The sequence below is a fragment of the Streptomyces sp. NBC_01257 genome, from assembly GCF_035917255.1.
Classification (GTDB): Bacteria; Actinomycetota; Actinomycetes; order Streptomycetales; family Streptomycetaceae; genus Streptomyces.
In genome coordinates this window covers 6,968,107-6,988,417 of record NZ_CP108472.1, presented here as the reverse complement: position 1 = coordinate 6,988,417, position 20,311 = coordinate 6,968,107, and the positions used below count along the sequence as shown (strand labels likewise).

The window sequence follows — 20,311 nt, the reverse complement described above, 5'->3', positions numbered from 1 at the left end:
CGGATCTCGCCGCGGGTTCCGTCCAGGGTCAGGACTCCTCGAAGTACGCGTCCAGGACCGCGTCGAAGCCCTCGGTCCACTCCTTGAGGCTGCTCCTGGCGGCCGCCTCGACCTCGGCGTTGAACCAGCGCCGGGTCGACATGTGGACCGTGATCGTGAACCGCCGACCGAACCGGGCCGGCTTCAGCTCGACGGCGCCGATCTCGTCCCAGTGGAAGTCGGCCTCCTGGTCGTCCAGCGTGAACCGGATCCCCGTGCGGTCCGCGGAGATCGAGCCGCGCCGGTCGCTCACCTCGAAGGAGGGTCCGTCCTCGGCCACCTCCTCGTCCTTGTGACTGCTCTCGTCCTCCTCGTCGTCCGCCGCCGTGCCTGCGACGGGCTCGCCGTCGGACTCCACATCATCGGACACGGCCTCCGTCACGGCGTCGTCGGGCGCGGCATCCTCGGGTGCGGGCCCCTCGGTCTCCTCCTGGCCCTCCTCCGCCTTGCCGGCGGTTCGGGGGGCCGTGAGACCAGGGATGTACGCCGGGTCTGTCCCTGCGGCGTACGCGGGCTGAGTGTTCGGATCTATGCGCTGCTCCACGGCGGGCAGTATGGCCGACGAACCTGTACGGGGCCAGTGAGCCGTTGTTCACCACCTCCGGGAGGGAGGGGCGGGGCGGGCCCCCGGCACGCCCCGCCCCTCCCCTCCCCTCGCCCGGGCTCAGCCGGTGGTGCACGCCTCCTCGCCCAGGGCGAACGACGCCGGTGCGGCGTTGCCGCCCGTCAGGGTGCCGGTGAAGCCGAAGCCAACCGAGGCACCGGGCGCCACCGCGCCGTTCCACGCGATGCTGGAGGCCGTCACCTTCGCCCCGTCCTGCGCGGCGGCCGCGTTCCACATCTGACTCACCTTCTGGCCGTCCGGGAACGTCCAGCCGAGCCGCCAGCCGTCCAGGGCCGCCGTCCCGGTGTTGGTGAGCGTCACATCGGCCTGGAAGCCGCCGGACCACTGGTTGGTGACCTTGTACGTCACCGAACAGACCGCGTCCCCGGGCGGGTTCCCCGGATCGGTGCCGGGGTCCGTACCGGGATCGGTGCCCGGGTCCGTACCGCCGCCGTCGCTGTCCGAGGAGTCGCCGTACATGATTCCGCGGCCGTTGGTCGAGACGTACACCCGCCCGTAGACCCGCGGGTCACCGGTGATGGCGGCGCCGATCCAGCCCCACTGGTGCGCGTCGTCGTTGATCCGGGTCCAGGAGACACCCGCGTCCGTCGACCGGAAGACGCCACGCACGCCGCCGATCTTCGCGGTGACGAACAGCGTCTGGTACGAGGCTCCCGCGGCCGCCTTGCCGAAGCCGACCGAGTCCGCCTGCTCGACCCCGGACAGCCTGGTGAACGTCGCGCCCGAATCGGTGGAGTGCCAGAGCCCGTAGGCCCCGGTCGCGCTGCCGCCCGCGAGCCACACATCGCCCTCGGTGCCCGGCACCGCCTTGAAGCGGACGTTGCCCTCGGTGGGCAGACCGCTGGACGCCTTCGCGGTGAAGGTGGCGCCGCCGTCCGTGGAGACGTAGAAGGTGCCCGCCTTGTACCCGTAGAACTTCTTCGGGTTCTTCCGGTCGGACTCGACGGTCGCCCCGGCCGGTATCCCGGTGGAAGCCGACCATGAACTCCCGTACCCCGTGGTGTGATGCACGCCCGCGCCCTCCGGGCTCCACACGAAGCCACTGGCGTCGGCCGCCGCGGCGACGGTGCCGCCGCCGGTGACTCCGGCGGGTTCGGAACCCTGGAACCAGTTGGCGCCGTTGTCCGTGGAGAAGCCGATGTGCGGGGCGGCGTCGGCGCTGCCGACCCGGACGACCGTGCCGGGGCTCGCCTCGGCGAAGTCGAGGCTGGTCGTCGAGGTGAGATTGGGCGAGGTGAACATCATGCCCGGCACGGCGTCGAGAGCGGTGTGCCGGAAGCCCCCGATGTCGCCGAGCGCGCTGAGCAGCGGGGCGCCGGACGGCGGGCTCGCCAGGTCGTTGACGGCCGTCTCCTCAAGGCCCTTCACCATCGGCGTGATCCTGAACTGGCTGCCGGAGTCCCAGTCGGTGAGGTTCTCGGTGCCGTAGACGGTCGCCCCGGTCCCGTACATCATCCGGTCCGAGTCGAACGGGTCGATCTCCAGTGCCTCCGTCATCCAGCCCAGCTTGGGCGTGGTCTCCGGCGGCGAGGGGTTGGCACCCCAGGTCAGCCAGGGCACCGAGGAGACGTCCTGGGTGAAGCGGTTGGTGCGGCTGGGGTAGCTGCTGTAGTCCCAGGCCTGTGTCCAGGTCGCCCCGCTGTCCGTGGAGCGGAAGATCTGGGTGTCCGGCCACCAGGAGCTGTACGCCGTCGCCATCAGGGTGCCGGGATGCTGCCGGTCCACGGACAGTCCGCTGAATCCGTAGTAGGTGTCCGCCTCGGCGACCGGACTGACGTCCTTCCACTCGCCGGTCGCGGTGGTGTAGCGCCAGATCCGGCCCTTGCCGCCGTCGTACGGACCGCCGGTGTCGCTCAGCGTCACATAGAGGTAGCCGTTGTCCGCGTCCAGCACGCCCTTGTGGGCCAGGTACCCGGTCGGCTGGCCGGCGATCCGCGACCAGGTGACGCCGCCGTCGGCCGAGCGGTAGACGGTGTTCTCCTTGTCGGCGACGCCGACGTAGATGTCCTGGGTCGCGCTGCCCGCGCTGCCGGTGCGCTCGTCGAACGTCACCCAGACGATGCCCTGGTTGTCGCTGCCGTATCCGCTGGTGTCGGCCGGGTCCTGGGCGTAGTCGCCCGGGTTCGGGAAGGCCGTCACCTCCGACCAGGTCGCTCCCGAATCGGTGGACCGCCACAGGCCGTTGCCGCTGGGCGCACCGAGGTACAGGACGGAGTTCCTGTTCGGGTCGACCGCGAGCCGCTCCCCCATGCCGCGCCCCGGCATGTTGCCGCCGAGCTTGAACGGGAGCGTGCTCGCCTTCCAGCTGGCGCCCCGGTCCGATGAGCGCAGGACCGCGCCGTTGGTGGGGTCCCAGCTGTTGGTGTACGTGCCCACGGCGGCGTACACGTTGTCGGGGTCCACCGAGTCGGAGGCGAGGCTGACCACCCCTGACCAGCCCCAGTGGTCCCAGTCCACCCAGTCGAGCAGCGGGGTCCACTGCTTGCCCGTCTGGTCCCAGCGGTAGGCGCCGCCGATGTCGGTCCTGGCGTAGGCGAGGTTCTTCTCCGACCGGTTGAAGACGATGCCGGGGACGAAACCGCCGCCGTCGATGCGGACGTTCTTCCAGTCGTACGTGTCCGCGGCCAGGGACACATCGGATGCTTCGGCGGCGGGCGCGGCCTCATGGGCGCGCGCCGATGCCGGGGCGCCGGTGGCGAAAAGACCGGCGGTGAGCGTGAGTGCTGCCAGCAGGGCGGCAAGGGGTCTGGCGCTTGAGCGCACGGAAACGTCCTCTCCGAACGAGACCGCCGAGAGCGGCGGTACGGGGCGGGTACGGATGTGGGAGCGCTCCCATACGCGTCCCGATGGTAGCGGCGCCAACCCGCCGCGAGAAGGGTGGTGCACAGGGTTCATCGGATGACTCGGACGTGACTCGGCCCGGCTCCGGAGCCGCCGGTCGAGCGCGCGGGTGCGCCCGAAGGCCCGCACCCTGCGGGAAACCGCAGTACGGACGTACGGGCCGCCGCACCCCGCCGGGCGGCAATCCGCATACCGCCCGCCGCTGCGGGATTCCTAGCGTGAGCGGGGAGTCGTGGTGCGGTGCCGCGGCCGCCGTCCGGTCTGGAGACCCCGTATGGATGCCGTGCTGCTCGCCCTTCCGCAGGAACCCGCCGGCGGGGTCGCCGGCTGGGCGGCCGGTCTCGTCGACACCCTGGGCGGTCCGGGCGCCGGTCTGGCCATCGCGCTGGAGAACCTGTTCCCGCCGCTGCCGAGCGAGGTGATCCTGCCGCTGACCGGGTTCGCCGCGGGGCAGGGCGTGATCTCCCTGGCGTCCGCGCTGTTCTGGACCACGCTGGGCTCGGTCGCCGGGGCGGCGGCGCTGTACTGGATCGGGATGCTGTTCGGCCGCGCGCGGATGCACGCGCTGTGGGCGCGGCTCCCCCTGGTCGGGGCCGCCGATCTGGAGCGCACCGAGGCGTGGTTCGCGCGGCACGGCACCAAGGCCGTGCTGCTCGGACGCATGGTGCCGGTCTTCCGGAGCCTGATCTCCGTGCCCGCGGGCCTGGAGCGCATGCCGGTGCCGCTGTTCCTCGGGCTGACGGCCGTGGGCAGCCTGGTCTGGAACACCGTGCTGGTGATGGCGGGTTACTGGCTCGGCGACCGGTGGGACACGGTCGGGACGTACGTCGGGTTCCTCTCCAAGGCCGTCCTGATCCTGGTCCTGGCGGCACTCGCGCTGTACGTCGTCGTCCGCGTCCGGTCCTCGAACGGGCGGGCCCAGCACCGCCGTACGCCCTGAGGTGCGCCGATGACGGCGGACCGGGTGCGGGGGCAGCGGCCAGGGCGTGTTCCGAAGGCAGCGCCGCCTGCCCGGAGGGCGGGCCCGGCGGCGTCCGGTGTGTGCGTGCCGGACGCCGCGGAGCAGGCGGGACCTCCGCAACACGCACTAGGGTCGGTGCACGTGAGGGACGACCCGGCAGACACCGACGGCGGATCCGCCGGGCGGCTGTCCGCGGTCGCGGGCACCCTGCTCGGCTGCCTGACCGCGCTGGCCGGACTCCTCTGCTTCGCGGTGGCCGCGGCGCTGCTGGGCGCCTTCCTGCTGTGGCCGCGCACCCGGTCCGGGGCACGGGCCCTCCTGGTCACGGGCGCCAGGAAGCTGACGGAGGTGGAGCGTTGGCGGCGGTCGCTCTTCTTCGGTGACCGGTTCCCCGAGCACCGCGCATCCGACCAGCAGGTCCTGCGCTATCTGGCCTCCCGCACCTGTGCCGGACTGCTGTGCACGGTGGTGGCCGGGCTGCTCGTCTTCGGTCTGGTGCTGGCCGGGCTGCTCGCGGCCGGGGTCTTCCGGTCGACGCTGAGCTGGCAGGAGCTGCTGACCCAGGTGGTGCTCGGCTCCGTGCTCCTCTTCCTCGACGTGCAGGGGCTGTTGTCGCTCGCCGCGCTGGACGCCCGGCTCGCCCGCGCGTGCTTCGGGCCCGGCGAGCGGGAGCTGCTGGAGCGGCGCATCGGTGAACTCGCCGCGAGCCGTGCCGCGGTGGTGCGGGCGGTGGACAGCGAACGGCGGCGCGTCGAGCGCGATCTGCACGACGGGGTGCAGCAGCGGCTCGTGGCGCTCGCGATGCTGCTCGGCCGGGCCCGCCGCGCCCGCGACCCCGCGCAGTCGGACGCACTGCTGGCCCAGGCGCACAAGGAGTCCGGCGAGGTCCTCGCCGAACTGCGCGAGGTGGCCTGGCGGGTCTATCCGACGGCGCTCGACAGCCTGGGCCTGCGTGAGGCGCTGGGCGGGGTGGCGGAGCGGTGCTCCCTGCCCGTGCGGGTGTCGTACGACGCGTCCGGGCCACTGCCGCGGTCCGTCGAGACGGCCGCGTACTTCGTCGTGTCGGAGTCCGTGACCAATGCCGCCAAGCACTCGGGTGCCGGGGACGTCCTCGTGCGCGTCGTGCGGCGCGGCGGCGTCCTCACCGTGCTCGTCCGTGACGACGGCACGGGCGGCGCGGACCCGGAGGGCAGCGGGCTGACGGGGCTGCGCGGCCGGGTCGCCGCACTCGACGGCATGCTGGACGTCCACAGCCCCGCCGGGGGCCCCACCACCGTGACCGCGGAGCTGCCGTGCGTGTGATTCTCGCCGAGGACTCGACCCTGCTGAGGGAGGGTCTCGTCCGGCTCCTCACCGAGGAGGGCCATGAGGTCCTCGCTGCCGTGGGGGACGCCGACGCGCTGCTTTCGGAGGTGGCGGCGCAGTCGCCGGACATCGTCGTCACCGACATCCGGATGCCGCCCACGCACAAGGACGAGGGCCTGCGCGCCGCGGTGGAGATCCGCCGGCGGCGGCCGGAGATCGGGGTGCTGGTCCTGTCGCAGTACGTGGAGCGCGCCTACGCGGCCCAGTTGCTGGCCTCGAACGCCGAACGGGTGGGCTATCTCCTCAAGGACCGGGTCGCGCAGGTGGAGGAGTTCCTCGACTCGCTGGAGCGGATCCACGCGGGCGGGGCGGTCTTCGATCCGGAGGTCGTACGGCAGTTGGTCATCCGCAGCGCGCACGGCGACCCGCTCGGGCGCCTGACCCCGCGCGAGCGCACCGTCCTGGAGGCGCTGGCGCAGGGCCACACCAACGCGGCCATCGCGCAGAAGCTGCACATCTCGCTGAGTGCGGTCGAGAAGAACCTGAACACGGTCTTCGACAAGCTGGGCCTGGCACACACCACGGGCTACAACCGGCGGATCCTGGCCGTGCTGCGCTACCTGGAGGCGTGAGCGCGCCGGCCGCCCGCCGCCCCCTCCGCATCACCCGTCCTCGTGCCAGGTCTCAGCGGGCGGGCGGCGACGGGTGGATGCGGTGCAGCTCCAGTGGGGCGGGCGGGGGCAGCGGTGCGGTGCGGTCGGCCCGGAACGACTGGAGGAGATAGCCGACCAGCCGGCGGGACGCGGCCGCCGAGACCTCGGTGACACCGCAGTTCGCCAGGAGGAGCAGGGTGACGTCGCTGGGCGCGAAGTCGGCGCGGAGCCGGCCGGCGTCCTGCGCGCGCCGGACCAGCCGGGCGATGCCCGCCTCGGCCCGGGCCCGTTCGCCGTCGAAGTCGACGGCGTCGGGGAAGCGGGAGAGGAACGCGGCGGTGAAACCCCGGTCGGTGGCCTGCATCGCGCACACCTTCTCGACGAGGGTGCAGAAGCCGCGCCAGGGGTCGGGGTCGTCGAGTGCGTCGTCGAGGGCGGCGACACAGAGGGCGAGCTGCTCGGCGAAGGCCTCGGTGATGAGCGCGGCCCGGGTGGGGAAGCGACGGTAGAGGGTGGCGACTCCGACCCCGGCCCGGCGCGCGATCGTGGTGACGGGCACGTCGATGCCGTGGGCGGCATAGGCCTCGCGCGCCGCGTCGAGGATGCGGTCGCGGTTGTGCCGGGCGTCGGCCCGCAATGCGGCGGCAGGCGCCGCGGCGGAGGCCTTTTGAGAGGGCTGAGCAGGCATGTCTCTCACTTTACGGTAAACGGAAGGTGCCATCCACTTAGCTTGTTAGCTTGAGGGGACAGAGGCGGAACAGCTGTTCCGCCCGTGGTTCCCCCGGCAGATCAGGACACGGCATGAACGAGATGCGCGCAGCCCTCTACGACCGCTACGGCCCCCCGGACGTGCTGTACACGGGCACGGTGCCCGTGCCCGTGGCCGGGCCCGGTGAGGTGCTCGTGCGGGTCCGTGCGGTCGGGGTCAACGGCGGTGAGCTGTACGGCCGGGCCGGCAGGGTGCGGCTGGTGACCGGGCGCCGCTTCCCCCAGCGCACCGGGATCGACTTCGCCGGCGAGGTCGCGGCGGTGGGCCGGTCGGTGACCGGGGTGCGGGAGGGTGAGCGGGTGTGGGGGGTGCTGCCCCGGCGGCTCGGCAGCGCGGCGGAGTACGTCGCGGTCGCGTCGCGCCAGATCGCGCCGGCCCCGGCGAACCTGACCCCGGTGGAGGCGGTCTCCCTGCTGGCGGGCGGCACGACGAGCCTGACCGCCCTGACCGACAAGTCGCGCCTCAGGCCCGGCGAACGGCTTCTGGTACGGGGCGGCAGCGGCGGTGTCGGCAGCGTGGCGGTCCAGGTCGGCAAGGTCCTGGGCGCCCATGTCACCGCGCTCGCGGGTGCGGGCAACCTCGCCTTCGTCCGCTCCCTGGGCGCCGACGAGGCCTTCGACTACCGCACGACCGGCCCCGACGGGCTGGGCACCTTCGACGTCGTGCTGGACACGGTGGGCACCCGGCACGCCGCGTTCCGGAAGCTGCTGGCCCCGGGCGGACGCATGGTCGCCCTGGCCTTCGACGTGGACAACCTCGTCCCCTCCCTCGCGTACATCGCCGCCTCGGCCGTGCACGGCTCACGGCGGGTGCGGTTCTTCAGCGGGAACCCGCACACCCCCCTGCTCACGCAGTTGACCCGTCACGTGGAGAGCGGCGACATCCGCCCGGTCGTGGACACCGTCCGCCCTCTCGACGACATCGCGGCCGCGCACCGGGCACTGGAAGCGGGCGGCGTCCGCGGGAAGCACGTCATCGAGATCGGCTGACGGCCGCCCGTCGGCCGGGGAACGACGGCCCAGTGCGGCCGAACGCGGCCGGTCAGCCCCGGTACCAGTCGGCCATGCCGGGCGGGTCGCACAGCTCCAGCACCACCTCGCCCGCCTCGGAGGTCATGCCGTCCACGGGCCTGACCCGGTCACCGACGCTCACCAGATGCGGCGCCGCGCCCACGATGCGGCACCGGTAGACGAAACCCTCGGGGAAGCGGACCAGGGACTCGTTGCGCATGATGCGCGAGTAGCGGTTCACGACGCTGGACCGCACGACGACACCATGGCCGTCGCTGTGCTCGGACTCCAGGTCGCTCGACGCGCAGACGGGGCACAGGAGTTTACGGAAGGACGTCGTGCCGCACCATCGGCACACCTGGTAGGTCAGGCCTTCCGTGCGGTGCTGCTCGGCCGCCTCGCGAGCCGTCGGCTCCACGTCGATTCCGGTGATGAACACGCCTCGGCCTCCCGCACTCGACTGGGTGCGCCGCACCTGTGGCGACGGCACAACGGCACCGTAGGGCACTTAGTTCCACGAAGTAAAGGTACTCAGTGCCGATAGAAGGTGAACTAGCTCTCAGTGGTGGTTCATTCGTCGCCCAGAGCCGATTCGATGCGCTGCACGACACGCCACAACGGGGCGCCCTTCGGCGCGACCATCACGATCACGTCGTCCTCGGCGGCGGGCAGGGGCGGCCGTTCGGCCGCCGAGCCCCACACGGTCCGGACGAGTTCGAGCGCCCGGTCGACCTCGGCCCCGGCATCGCCCCTGCCGCCCGAACGCAGCCAGGACCGCAGCCCGTTGTTGTGCGCGGCGACCACGGACGCGGCGGCCACCTCGGCACGCAGGGCCGCGTCCGGAGCACCCTCCCACCGGCGCTCCAGATACCCGGCCATGGTCCGCTCGTAGCGGCGCACGACGGAGAGTTCATAGGTGCGCAGACCCGGCACCTCCCGGGTGAGCCGATAGCGCTGCACGGAGAACTCCGGCTTCTCCGCGTACATCCGCAGCACCAGCCGGGCCGCGTCGCACACCGTCTCCACCGGGTCGCCGCCCGCGGCGGTCTCCAGGAACGCGGTCATGTCCGCGAGACACCGCTCGTGGTCGGGGAAGACCGCGTCCTCCTTCGAGGGGAAGTAGCGGAAGAACGAACGCCGCCCCACCCCCGCGCTGGCGACGATGTCGTCCACCGTGGTCCGCTCGAAACCGCGCTCCAGGAAGAGTGCGAAGGCCGCTTCGGCGAGCACCTCACGCATCGGAGGCTTCTTGGCCGGCCCGCGGTCATCGCTCATGCCGGAAACGTAGCATCAGAATGGAGCCTTCGATACTGGGTACCTTTACCCAGGGTACTGAGTGCCATAGGATCGTTGCAGAGACACCACGAAGTACAGGGAGAGCCGGCGTGAGCTTGAGGATCGTTGTCTGTGTGAAGTACGTGCCCGACGCGACCGGTGACCGGCATTTCGCCGATGACCTGACGTTGGATCGTGAGGATGTCGACGGGCTGCTGTCGGAGCTGGACGAGTACGCGGTCGAGCAGGCGTTGCAGATCGCGGACGCGGCGGACGATGCGGAGGTCACCGTGCTGACGGTGGGTCCGGAGGATGCCAAGGACGCGTTGCGCAAGGCGTTGTCGATGGGTGCGGACAAGGCCGTTCATGTCGAGGACGACGATCTGCACGGCACGGATGTGATCGGTACGTCGCTGGTGCTGGCGAAGGCGATCGAGAAGACGGGTTACGACCTGGTGATCTCGGGGATGGCGTCGACGGACGGCACGATGGGTGTGGTTCCGGCGCTGCTGGCCGAGCGGCTGGGTGTGCCGCAGGTGACGCTGCTGTCCGAGGTGTCGGTCGAGGGCGGTGTGGTGAAGGGCCGCCGGGACGGTGACACGGCGTCCGAGCAGCTGGAGGCGTCGCTGCCGGCGGTGGTGTCGGTGACCGACCAGTCCGGTGAGGCCCGTTACCCGTCGTTCAAGGGGATCATGGCCGCGAAGAAGAAGCCGGTCGAGTCGCTGGACCTGGACGACCTGGGGATCGACGCGGACGAGGTCGGTCTGGGTGGCGCGTGGACCGCGGTCGACTCCGCCGCGCAGCGTCCGGCCCGTACCGCGGGCACGATCGTCAAGGACGAGGGCGAGGGCGGCAAGCAGCTGGCCGAGTTCCTGGCCGGCCAGAAGTTCATCTGACCCTCCGGGTCCGATCCGTCGTCTTTGTTCCGTCTCGGTGTAGGAGATTGAAGTTCCATGGCTGAAGTTCTCGTTTTTGTCGATCATGTGGACGGTGCGGTCCGCAAGCCGACGCTGGAGCTGCTGACGCTGGCGCGTCGTATCGGTGAGCCGGTCGCGGTGGCGCTGGGTGCGGGTGCCGCGGGCACGGCCGGTGTGCTGGGTGAGCACGGCGCGGTGCGGGTGCTGACCTCGGAGGCGTCGCAGTACGCCGAGTACCTGGTGGTACCGAAGGTCGACGCGCTGCAGGCGGCGTGCGCGGCGGTGTCGCCGGTGGCGGTGCTGTTGCCGTCGTCGGCGGAGGCCAAGGAGATCGCGGCCCGCCTCGCGGTGCGGATCGGGTCGGGGATCATCACCGACGCGGTGGACCTGGAGGCCGGTGAGCAGGGTCCGGTGGCGACGCAGTCGGCGTTCGCGGCGTCGTTCAGCACGAAGTCCCGGGTCTCGCGCGGTGTTCCGGTGATCACGGTGAAGCCGAACTCGGCGCCGGTGGAACCGGTCGCGGGCGCGGGTGCGGTCGAGGAGCTGGCGGTGGAGTTCTCGGCGCAGGCCACCGGCACGAAGGTGCTCTCGCGCACCCCGCGCGAGTCGACCGGGCGTCCGGAGCTGACCGAGGCCGCGATCGTGGTATCGGGCGGCCGTGGCGTCAACGGCGCGGAGAACTTCGCGGTCATCGAGGCCCTCGCCGACTCGCTCGGTGCCGCCGTCGGCGCCTCGCGCGCCGCGGTCGACGCCGGCTGGTACCCGCACTCCAACCAGGTCGGCCAGACCGGCAAGTCCGTCTCGCCGCAGCTCTACATCGCCTCGGGCATCTCCGGCGCGATCCAGCACCGGGCCGGCATGCAGACCTCGAAGACCATCGTCGCGGTCAACAAGGACGCCGAGGCCCCGATCTTCGACCTCGTCGACTACGGCGTCGTCGGCGACCTCTTCAACGTCGTCCCCCAGCTCACCGACGAGGTCAACACCCGCAAGGGCTGACCCCCACGGCACACAGCACAACACGACGGCCCGGGGCCGCGCGGTGAACCCACCGCGCGGCCCCGGGCCGTTCCCGATCCGTCGTTCGTCCGGCTTTCGCCGGTCAGGCGATGTCGATGATCGTGCGCAGCGCCTCGCCGGTGTGCATCTGGCGGATCGCCTCGTTGATGCCGGTGAGCGGCACGTGATGGGTGATCATCGACTCCAGGTCGATGCGGCCGGCGCGCCACAGGTCGATGATGGTGGCGTAGCTCCGGCGGATGTCGTCGCCGCCGTAGAACGAGGGCAGGATCTTCTTCTCCTTGAGGACCAGTTCGGCCATGGAGATGTCGGGCAGGTCCTGCAGTGAGCCCGCGCCGACCAGACAGACGGTGCCGCCGAGCCGGGTCGCGTCGTACGCGGCGCGCAGCGTCGCGGACCTGCCGACCGCCTCGAAGGCGTAGTCGACGCCGTATCCGCCGGTCAGCCGCTCGACCGTGGCGGCGAGGTCCTCGGGTGCGACGGCCTCGGACGCACCGAACCGCAGCGCCGTCTCGCGGCGGTTCTCGGTGGGGTCGACCGCGATGATCCGTGCGGCCCCGGCGACCTTGGCCCCCCTGGAGGATGCTGATGCCGACGCCGCCCAGGCCGATGACGGCCACCGAGGAACCCGGCTTCACCTTCGCCGTGTTGAGGGCGGCGCCGATGCCCGTGGTGACGCCGCAGCCGATGGGCTCACCGTCATCGACAACGCGGCCCGCACCGGCACCACACAGGACCGCGGCCACCTCACGGACCGGCTCACCCGGCTCGGCACCGCGCTCCTGCTCGCCGACCAGTAGCGGTCAGTCCAGCAACTCCTCGACGAGAGAGGCCGCCCGCGGGGTGCCGCCCTCGGACCGCGCCTCGGCGCGCAGCGCCGCCGAGCGGCGGGCGGTCTCCGGGTCGGCGACCAGTTCGGTCAGGGCCGTCCGCAGCGCATCGGCGGTGGCGTCCGCGGTGTCGATACGGCGGGCCACGCCCAGTTCCACCAGCCGGTCGGCGTTCATGAACTGGTCGACGGCCTGCGGAACCGCGATCATCGGGACCCCGGTGTACAGGCCCTCGGAGCTGCCGCCCATGCCCGCATGGGTGACGAAGGCGTCGGCCTGTTCCAGGATCGCCAGCTGCGGCACCCAGGAGTGCACTTCGACGTTGTCCGGGATGGTGCCGAGCACCGCCCGGTCGGTGGTCTTGCCGACCTGGAGCACGACGTGCCAGCCCGGCAGGTCCCCGTACGCGGCCAGGCACTGGCGGTAGAACTCGGGGCGGTCGGTGAACGCCGAGCCCAGCGAGACCAGCAGGACGCGCTCCGCGTCAGCGGGGCGGGTCCAGCTCTGCTCGGCGGCGCGTCCCCCGAAGCACGGGCCGACGAACGTCACCGTGCCGGTGTCGACGTCGTCGCCGTGCGGCTGCATCGCGCGGGGGATGAGCGCCAGGGTGTGCGCGGGGCGGCCGGAGAACACCTCCATGGCGGTGGTGGAGGCGCCGCAGCCGGCGAGCCACCCGTCGAACCTCGCCCGGTACGCGTCAGCGCCCGGCAGCGCCCACAGCTGCGCCGACACCTCCTGTTCGTAGCCCTCCCACGCGACGAGGGTCGGGGACAGCTGCATCAGGGGACGCTTCTGCGACTCGGCGAGCGCCCGCGCGGCGTACGCCCCGATGTCGTACAGGTAGAGGTCGGCGGGGTCGTCGTCGTAGAAGGCGCGCAGTTGCGGAAGGGCCTGGACGGCGTCGTCGAGGAAGACGCTCATCGCGGCGATCGGGTCGTCGGGCCAGTTGTTGTCGGCGACCGGCAGCACCGAGCCGTACGGGACGAACTCGGCGCCGGTGGCCTCGATCCGGTCGGCCACGGCCGGGTCGTTGGCATAGGTCACCCGGTGGCCGCGGGCCACCAGCTCACGGATGACTTCGAGGCTCGGCAGGACATGGCTGACGGCGGGGATGCCGACCATGGCGATGTGGGCACGGCGACGTGACATGGAAGATCACTCGATTCAGGTCTGCGGCGAACGGGACACGGCGGACCGGTGCGCCGGCCCGCCCGGACGGAGCCGGGTCGTGGGCGCGCACACGGAGGTGCCGGGACGGAGGCCGGGGCGCTGCCCCGTCCGCGTCAGCCGTAGATCTGAAGGAATTGCATGCCGGAAACCCTAATCGGTGTCCGGGACCGCCGCACGTGGTTTTGCGGCGGTCCCGGACACCGGCGCCGTCACCGGGGCGGGGCGGCCGCTTCGAGTTCGTCGATGCTGCCGGACATGAGGGTGCGTACGTGCTCGGTGACGTGTTCCGGGGGCCAGTTCCACCAGGCCAGGGCGAGCAGCCGGGCGATGTCCCGGTCGTCGTACCGGGTGCGGATGAGGCGGGCCGGGTTGCCTCCGACGATCCCGTAGTCGGGCACGTCCTTGGTGACCACCGAGCCGGCACCGATGATCGCGCCGTTGCCGATCCGCACCCCGGGCATCACGGTGGCGCCGTGCCCGAACCAGACGTCGTGGCCGACGACGGTGTCGCCCCGGTTCGGCAGTCCGGTAAGCAGATCGAAGTGGTCCGACCAGGAGCCGCCGAGGGTGGGGAAGGGGAAGGTGGAGGGGCCGTCCATGCGGTGGTTGGCGCCGTTCATGATGAACCGCACCCCGGTGCCCAGCGCGCAGAACCTGCCGATGACCAGCTTCTCCGGACCGTAGTGGTACAGCACGTTGCGGGTCTCGAACGCGGTCGCGTCGTCCGGGTCGTCGTAGTAGGAGTACTCCCCCACCTCGATCAGCGGGGACTTCACCAGCGGTCTGAGCTGGACGACCCGTGGCTGGCCGGGCATCGGGTGGAGGACGGTCGGATCGGCCGGTACGGGCATGGCGGGCGGCTCCCTCACGGGTTGCGGACAGGACCGCTCCCATGATCGCGCCGCCGCCCTCGCCGCGACACCGGTTCTGGCCGGGCGGGGCGGGGGCGGACGGCATCCGGTCAGGGCTGGAGCGGCATCGTCCAGCAGTTCGACGTGGTGCCCTTGCCCGAGAGCCGGTCGGTCATCCAGGAGATCGCGTCGCCCTGGTCGGTGATCAGCGGGACCAGGTGGTTGGTCAGGAGCTTGTCGCCGAGGTTGGGCAGGACGACCGCGTCGTAGGTGACGGCTGCGCCCTTGCGGCACCAGTCCACGGCCAGTTGGCGGGCCTGGGCGTGGGGCACGATGTCGTCCTGGACCCCGGTGGCCAGGCGCACCGGCCCGGCGGGCTTCAGGGTGCCGATGCGCTGCCGGTCCAGGGCCGCCTGCGCCTTGGGCTCGGCGGCGATGACGTCACCGAGGGACTTGCCGCTGGTGGTCCACTTGGTGCTCTTGGTGAAGCCGTAGCCGAAGATCGCGTCGCCGACGCACATGGTCGAGGCGTCCTTCAGCGCGGCCCGGCCGGTGTCGTTGACGTTGGCCTCGACGACCTCCCGCAGGTCGGGGTCGGCCTGGGAGAACCCGTTGATCGACCAGGCCAGGGCGCCGGCGAGGGCGCTGCCGTCGATGCCCTTCATGGTCGCGGTCAGGTCGGCGGGCGGCGCACCGGCGTAGGTGCCGGCGAGTTTGACGTCGGGCGCGTAGGACGGCTGGAGTTCGGCGGCGGACGCGCTGGCTCCACCGCCCTGGCTGTAGCCGTAGAGGCCGGTGCGCGAGTCGGCCGTGATCGAGGTGCCGGGCAGCCGGTGCGCGGCACGGGCCGCGTCCAGCAGGGCGTGGCCCTGGTCGAGCCGGTTGACGTAGGTGTGGAGCCGGTCGGTCGTACCCAGGCCGACGTAGTCGGTGACCACGACGGCGACCCCGGCGGAGAGCAGCCGGTAGATCGCCAGGGTCTCGTAGCCGACCGACACCGTCTCGGGGGTCAGCGCCAGCGGGTGCTGGAGGCTCAGGGAGGGTGCGCACTGGTCGCCCTGGCCCACGGTGCCGGAGGCCAGCGCCACCAGGGGTCGCGGGCCGGAGCCCTTCCATGCGGCCGAGGGCTCGATGTAGGCGCCGGTCACCGCGACGGGCTGCCCGCCCGAGTCGGTGGAGCGGTACATCAGCCGGGTGGCCGTGCCGGGCATCGGGCGGCCGTCCAGTCCCGGCAGGCTCAGCCCGAGGGGCAGGGGCTCATGGCGGATCAGCTCGCCGTTGGCGGCCGGGAGTCCGGCCGGCGGGTTGTAGAAGTCGGGGATGGTCACTCCCCGGGAGACCACGGGCTGCGACCCGTCGCCGACGGACGCGGACGCGGGCGCGGCGTACGCGGCGACGCAGGCCGCCGCGGTCACGGCGACGGCCGCCGCGCGCAGGCCGCCGGACGGCCGGCGGGCGGGGGAGGCCAGGGGGGACCTCGGGGGGAAGGTGGAAAGCGAACGGGTGCTCTTGCGGCTCACAGCTCACTCCTCGCTCTGCTCCGGATGCGGGTGAGCGCAAGCTAGCAGCGGTAGTTACCGCAAGTAACCCGCGAGTAAGTTACGCTAGGGTAACTATCGCGTGATGGCTGGTCAGCGCCGTGAACGCACCCGGCCCGGGACGGAAGTCGGATGTCCCGGACGGTACGTGGGCGTCCCGGGCGGTCAGTAGACGTCCCGGACGTACCGCTTGTCGGCGGCGAGCTGTTTGACGTACAGAGCCGCCGCGTCCGGACCGAGACCGCCGTGGGTGACGGCGATGTCGCGCAGCGCCCGGTCGACATCCTTGGCCATCCGCGCGGCGTCCCCGCAGACGTAGAAGTGCGCGCCGTCCTGGAGCCAGGTCCAGAGCCGGGGGCCGTGTTCCCGGATCCGGTCCTGGACGTAGACCTTGGCGCGCTGGTCGCGGGAGAAGGCGGTGTCCAGGCGGGTGAGGGTGCCGTCGGCGAGGAAGGCGGTCAGCTCGTCCTCGTAGGTGAAGTCGGTGGCCCGGTGCTGTTCGCCGAAGAAGAGCCAGTTGGGGGCCCCGTGGCCGCGGGCCCGGCGCTCCTCCAGGAAACCGATGAAGGGCGCGACGCCGGTCCCCGGCCCGACCATCACCATGGGGGTGCCGGGCGAGGCGGGCGGCCGGAAGTGCGGCGAGCGCTGGACGAACACCGGAACCGGGGCGTCCGGGGCGGCGTCGGCGAGGAACGCCGAGCACACGCCCTTGCGGGGGCGGCCGTTCAGGTTCTCGTACCGGACGACGGAGACCGTCAGGGACACCTGGTGCGGGTCGGTGAGCGGGCTGGACGATATCGAGTACAGACGGGGCTGCAGCCGCCTGAGGACACCGGCCCACTCCTGCGGCGCGGCGTGCACGGGGTGTTCGGCGACGACGTCGACGGCCTGCCGGCCCCACGACCAGCGGGCGAGTTCACCCTTGTTGTCGGGGCGCAGCAGCTTCTTCATCTCCCGGTCGCCGGTGCGCTCGGTGAGGAAGCCCAGCAGGGCGGGGGTGAGCCGGGTGATGTCCAGGTGCCGGTGCAGTGCTTCGGCGAGCGGGAGTTCGCCGGCTCCGGTGATCTCGACCGGGGCCGCGGGGTCGAGTCCGGTGACGGCGAGCCATTCGGTCACCAGCTCCGGGCAGTTGACGGGGTGCACGCCGAGCGCGTCTCCGGCCTCGTAGACCAGCGGAACGGCGCTGTCACGGGTGTCGAGGGTGAAGCGGCGGACCTCCTTGGCCGCGCCGGGGAGGCTGAGGAGGCGGTTCCCGGTGAGCCGCGCGGTGGCGGGGGCCGGCCTGGCGCGGCGCGCGGGCGGGGCCGGGGCGGGAGCCGGCGCCGGCGCGGGTACGGCCGCCGGGGAGGGTGCCGGTGCGGTGAGGCTGCCGAGGACGTGGTCGAGCCAGGCGTGGGCGGAGGGTTCGTAGTCCGGTTCGCAGTCGGTGCGCGGCGCCAGGCGCACCGCCCCCAGTTCGTCCAGCCGCTGGTCGAGCCGGCGTCCGTGGCCGCAGAAGTCGTCGTACGAGGAGTCCCCGAGGGCCAGGACCGCATAGCGGCGGCCGTCCATCCGCGGGGTGTCGGCCGTCGTCAGGGCGTCCCAGAAGCCCGATCCGTTGTCGGGGGCGTCCCCGTCGCCGAAGGTGCTCGTGATCAGCAGCAGGTCGGCGGCGGGCGGGAGGGACCCAAGGTCCGTGTCGTCCATGCCGAGGAGCGCGGCGCGGTGCCCGGTGGCGGTGAGCCGGTCGGCGGTGGCCGCGGCGAACTCCTCGGCGTTGCCCGTCTGCGAGGCCCACAGCACGAGGACCTCACGCTCCGCGGACGCGGTGTGCGCCGTGTCCGGTGCCCCGCCGGTGTGCGGGGTACGCGAGTGCATGCCGGCCAGCACACCGTTCACCCACCGGGCGTGGTCCTCGCTGAACGGTGCGCCCGCGGGCAGCACGGGGACGCCGGGCGCACCCGACTCCAGTCCGGCCAGGAAGCCCACCAGGTACTGGCGTTCGTGCGCGGCGAGCACGGGCGGCGGGGTGTCCGCCATCCCGAACACCGAGGCTGCGCCGGGCCGGACGGCCGTGGGCACGATCACCGCCGGTTCCGCTGCGGGGCCGCCGGGGAGCGACGGGACGGGTGCCGCGGGAGCCGCGCTCCTCGCCAGCGTCACCGCGCACATCTTGAACCCCGGCTGGAAGGAGATCGGGTCGACGGCGTCGCTGGTCACGGCGTTGACGCTGAGGTACTCGCCGAACAGGTCGTTCCAGTGGAACGGCGCGAAGCAGCAGCCCGGCCGCACCCGGTCGGTCACGACGGCGGGTAGTACGGCCCGGCCGCGCCGGGAGGCGATCTCGACGGAGTCGCCCTCCGCGATGCCCAGCCGTGCGGCGTCCCCGGGGTGGATCTCGACGAACGGGGCCGGGGCGAGCCGGTTGAGCCGGTCGACCTTTCCGGTCTTGGTCAGGGTGTGCCACTGATGCTGCAGCCGGCCGGTGTTGAGGACGAACGGGTAGTCGTCGTCGGGCATCTCCGCGGCCGGGACGTGCGGGCGGGCGAAGAAGACGGCCCGGCCGCTCTCCGTCGGGAACACCGGGCCGCCGCCCCCGGCCGTGTAGCGGATCGGGTTGCGGTCCGGACCGTCGGCGGACGCGGCGGGCCACTGGACGGGGGTGACCCGCAGCCGCTCGTACGTCACCCCGCGCAGGTCGTAGCCGGTGCGCGGGTTCGCGGCGCGCTTGATCTCCTCGAAGATCTCCTCGGCGCCGGCGTAGGAGAAGGCGTCCGCGTATCCCATCGCGCAGGCGATCCGAGCGATGATGCGCCAGTCCGCGAGCGCCTGCCCCGGCGGCTCAACGGCCGGCCGGGCCAGGGTGAGCACGCGCTCGCTGTTGACCAGGACGCCCTCGGTCTCGGTCCACAGGGCGCCCGGCAGCACGACGTCGGCGTAGGCGTTGGTCTCGGTGTCGGCGAACACGTCCTGGGTGATGACGAGTTCCGCCGTCTCCAGCGCCTCGATGACCGTGCGGCGGTTGGCGACCGAGGCGACGGGGTTGGTGCAGATGATCCAGCACGCCTTGATCTCGCCCCCGGCCATCCGCCGGAACAGGTCGACGGTGCCCTCGCCGGATCCGTCCTTGCGTACGGTGCCGGGTGCGAGCCCCCACAGCTCCTCGGCGAAGGCGCGGTCCTCGTCCACCAGGACCGACCGCTGACCGGGCAGCCCGGGGCCCATGTAGCCCATCTCGCGGCCGCCCATGGCGTTCGGCTGCCCGGTGAGCGAGAACGGGCCGCTGCCGGGGCGGCAGATCGCGCCGGTCGCCAGGTGCAGGTTGATCAGGGCGTTGGCGTTCCAGGTGCCGTGGGTGGACTGGTTGAGCCCCATGGTCCAGCAGCTCATCCACTCCCCCGCGGCGCCGATCCACTCGGCCGCCCGGCGGATGTCGTCCTCCGGGATTCCGGTGGTCGCGGAGACGGCCGCGGGCGGATAGTCCGCGAGGAACTCCGGCATCGCCTCCCAGCCCTCGGTGTGCGCGGCGATGAAACCGGTGTCCGTGCGGCCGTTCTCGTGCAGGAGGTGCAGCAGGCCGTTGAGCAGCGCGAGGTCCGTGCCGGGCTTGATCTGGAGGAAGAGACCGGCCTTGTCCGCGGTGGCGGTCCGGCGCGGGTCGACGACGATCAGCCGGGCACCGGCCTTCACCCGCTCCATCATGCGCAGGAAGAGGACCGGGTGGCAGTCGGCCATGTTGGAGCCGATGACGAGGAAGACGTCCGCCTTCTCGAAGTCGTCGTAGGAGCCGGGCGGCCCGTCGGCGCCGAGGGAGAGCTTGTAGCCGCTGCCCGCGCTCGCCATGCACAGCCGGGAGTTGGACTCGATCCGGTTGGTCCCGATGAAGCCCTTGGCCAGCTTGTTCGCCAGGTACTGGGCCTCCAGGCTCATCTGCCCGGACACATAGAGCGCGAAGGCGTCGGGCCCGTGCTCGTCGATGATGCTCCGCAGCCGCTGCGCGGTGTCGGCGATCGCCGCGTCCACCTCGGCGGGGACCGGCTCGGCGCCGCGCTCGGTGCGCACGAGCGCGGTGGTCAGCCGCCCGGGGGCGGCGAGCATGGCGGCCGTGGTCGCGCCCTTGGTGCAGAGCCGTCCCGCGTTGGCCGGGTGCGCCTTGTCACCGGACGCCTTGAGGACCGTACGGCGGCCGTCGGGTCCGGCCCCGATGTCGAGGACCAGCCCGCACCCCACACCGCAGTACGAGCAGACCGTCCGAACCTGGGCGCTCGCCGTCCGCGACTCCTGTGTGGACACCGGGTGGCCTCTCTGTGGATCGGATCGTGTCCCGACCGTACGAATTGCCCGTTACGCCGATGTGACCCCGGCCGATCATGGGCGGTAACGCCCTTCACACAGCCGCCGGAGCGGCACTGTGAGCCGGTGGCCCGGACCCCCCGGACACACCGTGAATCACCACGGATATCCGTATACGGACCGGCCACGGGCACCCGGATTCCAGGAACACGCCCAGGGCCGACGCGATATGCTG

The 20,311-nt window shown here is 72.1% G+C and carries 15 protein-coding genes and 1 pseudogene; 6 read left to right on the top strand and 10 right to left on the bottom strand.

From position 1 onward, the window contains the following. Positions 1–28 precede the first annotated feature (28 nt). Together OG408_RS30510 and OG408_RS30505 are read right to left on the bottom strand one after the other, a co-directional pair. The gene (locus OG408_RS30510; protein ID WP_326673073.1) at positions 29–583 is read right to left on the bottom strand and encodes a hypothetical protein; all 555 of its coding nucleotides are present in this window, start codon (positions 581–583) and stop codon (positions 29–31) included. Between the two features lie 120 nt (positions 584–703). Further along, positions 704–3,427 carry a cellulose binding domain-containing protein gene (locus OG408_RS30505; protein ID WP_442806075.1) on the bottom strand — a complete coding sequence of 908 codons (2,724 nt, stop codon included), beginning with the start codon at positions 3,425–3,427 and terminating at the stop codon, positions 704–706. A gap of 352 nt (positions 3,428–3,779) precedes the next feature. Here OG408_RS30505 and OG408_RS30500 point away from each other — a divergent pair, with 352 nt between their 5' ends. From OG408_RS30500 to OG408_RS30490, 3 genes are all read left to right on the top strand, one after another. Continuing rightward, positions 3,780–4,445, top strand: coding sequence for a DedA family protein (locus tag OG408_RS30500; protein ID WP_285573558.1), 666 nt, complete (start codon positions 3,780–3,782; stop codon positions 4,443–4,445). Between the two features lie 162 nt (positions 4,446–4,607). Further along, on the top strand, positions 4,608–5,768 hold the full coding sequence (locus OG408_RS30495) for a sensor histidine kinase (protein WP_326673071.1): 1,161 nt from the start codon (positions 4,608–4,610) through the stop codon (positions 5,766–5,768). Continuing rightward, on the top strand, positions 5,759–6,403 hold the full coding sequence (locus OG408_RS30490) for a response regulator transcription factor (protein ID WP_326673069.1): 645 nt from the start codon (positions 5,759–5,761) through the stop codon (positions 6,401–6,403). Before OG408_RS30495 ends, OG408_RS30490 begins: the two co-directional genes overlap by 10 nt. Positions 6,404–6,455: 52 nt before the next feature. On the opposite strand, the gene OG408_RS30485 is transcribed toward OG408_RS30490, so the two are convergent. Next, entirely contained in the window at positions 6,456–7,112 is a 657-nt protein-coding gene (locus tag OG408_RS30485) for a TetR/AcrR family transcriptional regulator (protein WP_326673067.1), read from the bottom strand. A 113-nt stretch (positions 7,113–7,225) separates the two neighbouring features. On the opposite strand from OG408_RS30485, the gene OG408_RS30480 reads away from it, so the two are divergent. After that, positions 7,226–8,182, top strand: a complete 957-nt coding sequence (locus OG408_RS30480; RefSeq protein ID WP_326673065.1) for an NAD(P)-dependent alcohol dehydrogenase — start codon at positions 7,226–7,228, stop codon at positions 8,180–8,182. A 52-nt stretch (positions 8,183–8,234) separates the two neighbouring features. Here OG408_RS30480 and OG408_RS30475 read toward each other — a convergent pair whose 3' ends face one another. Further along, positions 8,235–8,642, bottom strand: coding sequence for a Zn-ribbon domain-containing OB-fold protein (locus tag OG408_RS30475; protein ID WP_405405848.1), 408 nt, complete (start codon positions 8,640–8,642; stop codon positions 8,235–8,237). Between the two features lie 131 nt (positions 8,643–8,773). Further along, positions 8,774–9,478 carry a TetR family transcriptional regulator gene (locus OG408_RS30470; protein ID WP_266783918.1) on the bottom strand — a complete coding sequence of 235 codons (705 nt, stop codon included), beginning with the start codon at positions 9,476–9,478 and terminating at the stop codon, positions 8,774–8,776. A gap of 110 nt (positions 9,479–9,588) precedes the next feature. Between OG408_RS30470 and OG408_RS30465 the strand changes: the two genes are divergently transcribed. Beyond that, the gene (locus OG408_RS30465) at positions 9,589–10,374 is read left to right on the top strand and encodes an electron transfer flavoprotein subunit beta/FixA family protein (protein ID WP_266775645.1); all 786 of its coding nucleotides are present in this window, start codon (positions 9,589–9,591) and stop codon (positions 10,372–10,374) included. A gap of 57 nt (positions 10,375–10,431) precedes the next feature. Continuing rightward, complete coding sequence (locus OG408_RS30460) at positions 10,432–11,394, top strand: electron transfer flavoprotein subunit alpha/FixB family protein (RefSeq protein ID WP_266783916.1); 963 nt, start codon at positions 10,432–10,434, stop codon at positions 11,392–11,394. Positions 11,395–11,497: 103 nt separating this feature from the next. On the opposite strand, the pseudogene OG408_RS30455 reads toward OG408_RS30460, so the two are convergent. From OG408_RS30455 to OG408_RS30435, 5 genes and pseudogenes are all read right to left on the bottom strand, one after another. Then, a pseudogene (locus OG408_RS30455) lies at positions 11,498–12,152 on the bottom strand (zinc-binding dehydrogenase); the annotation flags it as partial. Between the two features lie 66 nt (positions 12,153–12,218). Continuing rightward, on the bottom strand, positions 12,219–13,394 hold the full coding sequence (locus tag OG408_RS30450; protein ID WP_326673062.1) for a macrolide family glycosyltransferase: 1,176 nt from the start codon (positions 13,392–13,394) through the stop codon (positions 12,219–12,221). Positions 13,395–13,624: 230 nt separating this feature from the next. Next, positions 13,625–14,266: a CatB-related O-acetyltransferase gene (locus OG408_RS30445; RefSeq protein ID WP_326673060.1), complete on the bottom strand. Its 642-nt coding sequence runs from the start codon at positions 14,264–14,266 to the stop codon at positions 13,625–13,627. A 110-nt stretch (positions 14,267–14,376) separates the two neighbouring features. Next, positions 14,377–15,786, bottom strand: coding sequence for a lipase family protein (locus tag OG408_RS30440; RefSeq protein ID WP_266783910.1), 1,410 nt, complete (start codon positions 15,784–15,786; stop codon positions 14,377–14,379). A 183-nt stretch (positions 15,787–15,969) separates the two neighbouring features. Next, positions 15,970–20,076, bottom strand: coding sequence for a molybdopterin-dependent oxidoreductase (locus OG408_RS30435; RefSeq protein WP_326673058.1), 4,107 nt, complete (start codon positions 20,074–20,076; stop codon positions 15,970–15,972). Between the last annotated feature and the right edge of the window lie 235 nt (positions 20,077–20,311).

Coding starts and splice junctions, on each gene's coding strand:
- OG408_RS30460 (WP_266783916.1), top strand. CDS start 10,432: ATGGCTGAAGTTCTCGTTTTTGTCGATCATGTGGACGGTGCGGTCCGC.
- OG408_RS30470 (WP_266783918.1), bottom strand. CDS start 9,478: ATGAGCGATGACCGCGGGCCGGCCAAGAAGCCTCCGATGCGTGAGGTG.
- OG408_RS30445 (WP_326673060.1), bottom strand. CDS start 14,266: ATGCCCGTACCGGCCGATCCGACCGTCCTCCACCCGATGCCCGGCCAG.
- OG408_RS30450 (WP_326673062.1), bottom strand. CDS start 13,394: ATGTCACGTCGCCGTGCCCACATCGCCATGGTCGGCATCCCCGCCGTC.
- OG408_RS30485 (WP_326673067.1), bottom strand. CDS start 7,112: ATGCCTGCTCAGCCCTCTCAAAAGGCCTCCGCCGCGGCGCCTGCCGCC.
- OG408_RS30500 (WP_285573558.1), top strand. CDS start 3,780: ATGGATGCCGTGCTGCTCGCCCTTCCGCAGGAACCCGCCGGCGGGGTC.
- OG408_RS30480 (WP_326673065.1), top strand. CDS start 7,226: ATGAACGAGATGCGCGCAGCCCTCTACGACCGCTACGGCCCCCCGGAC.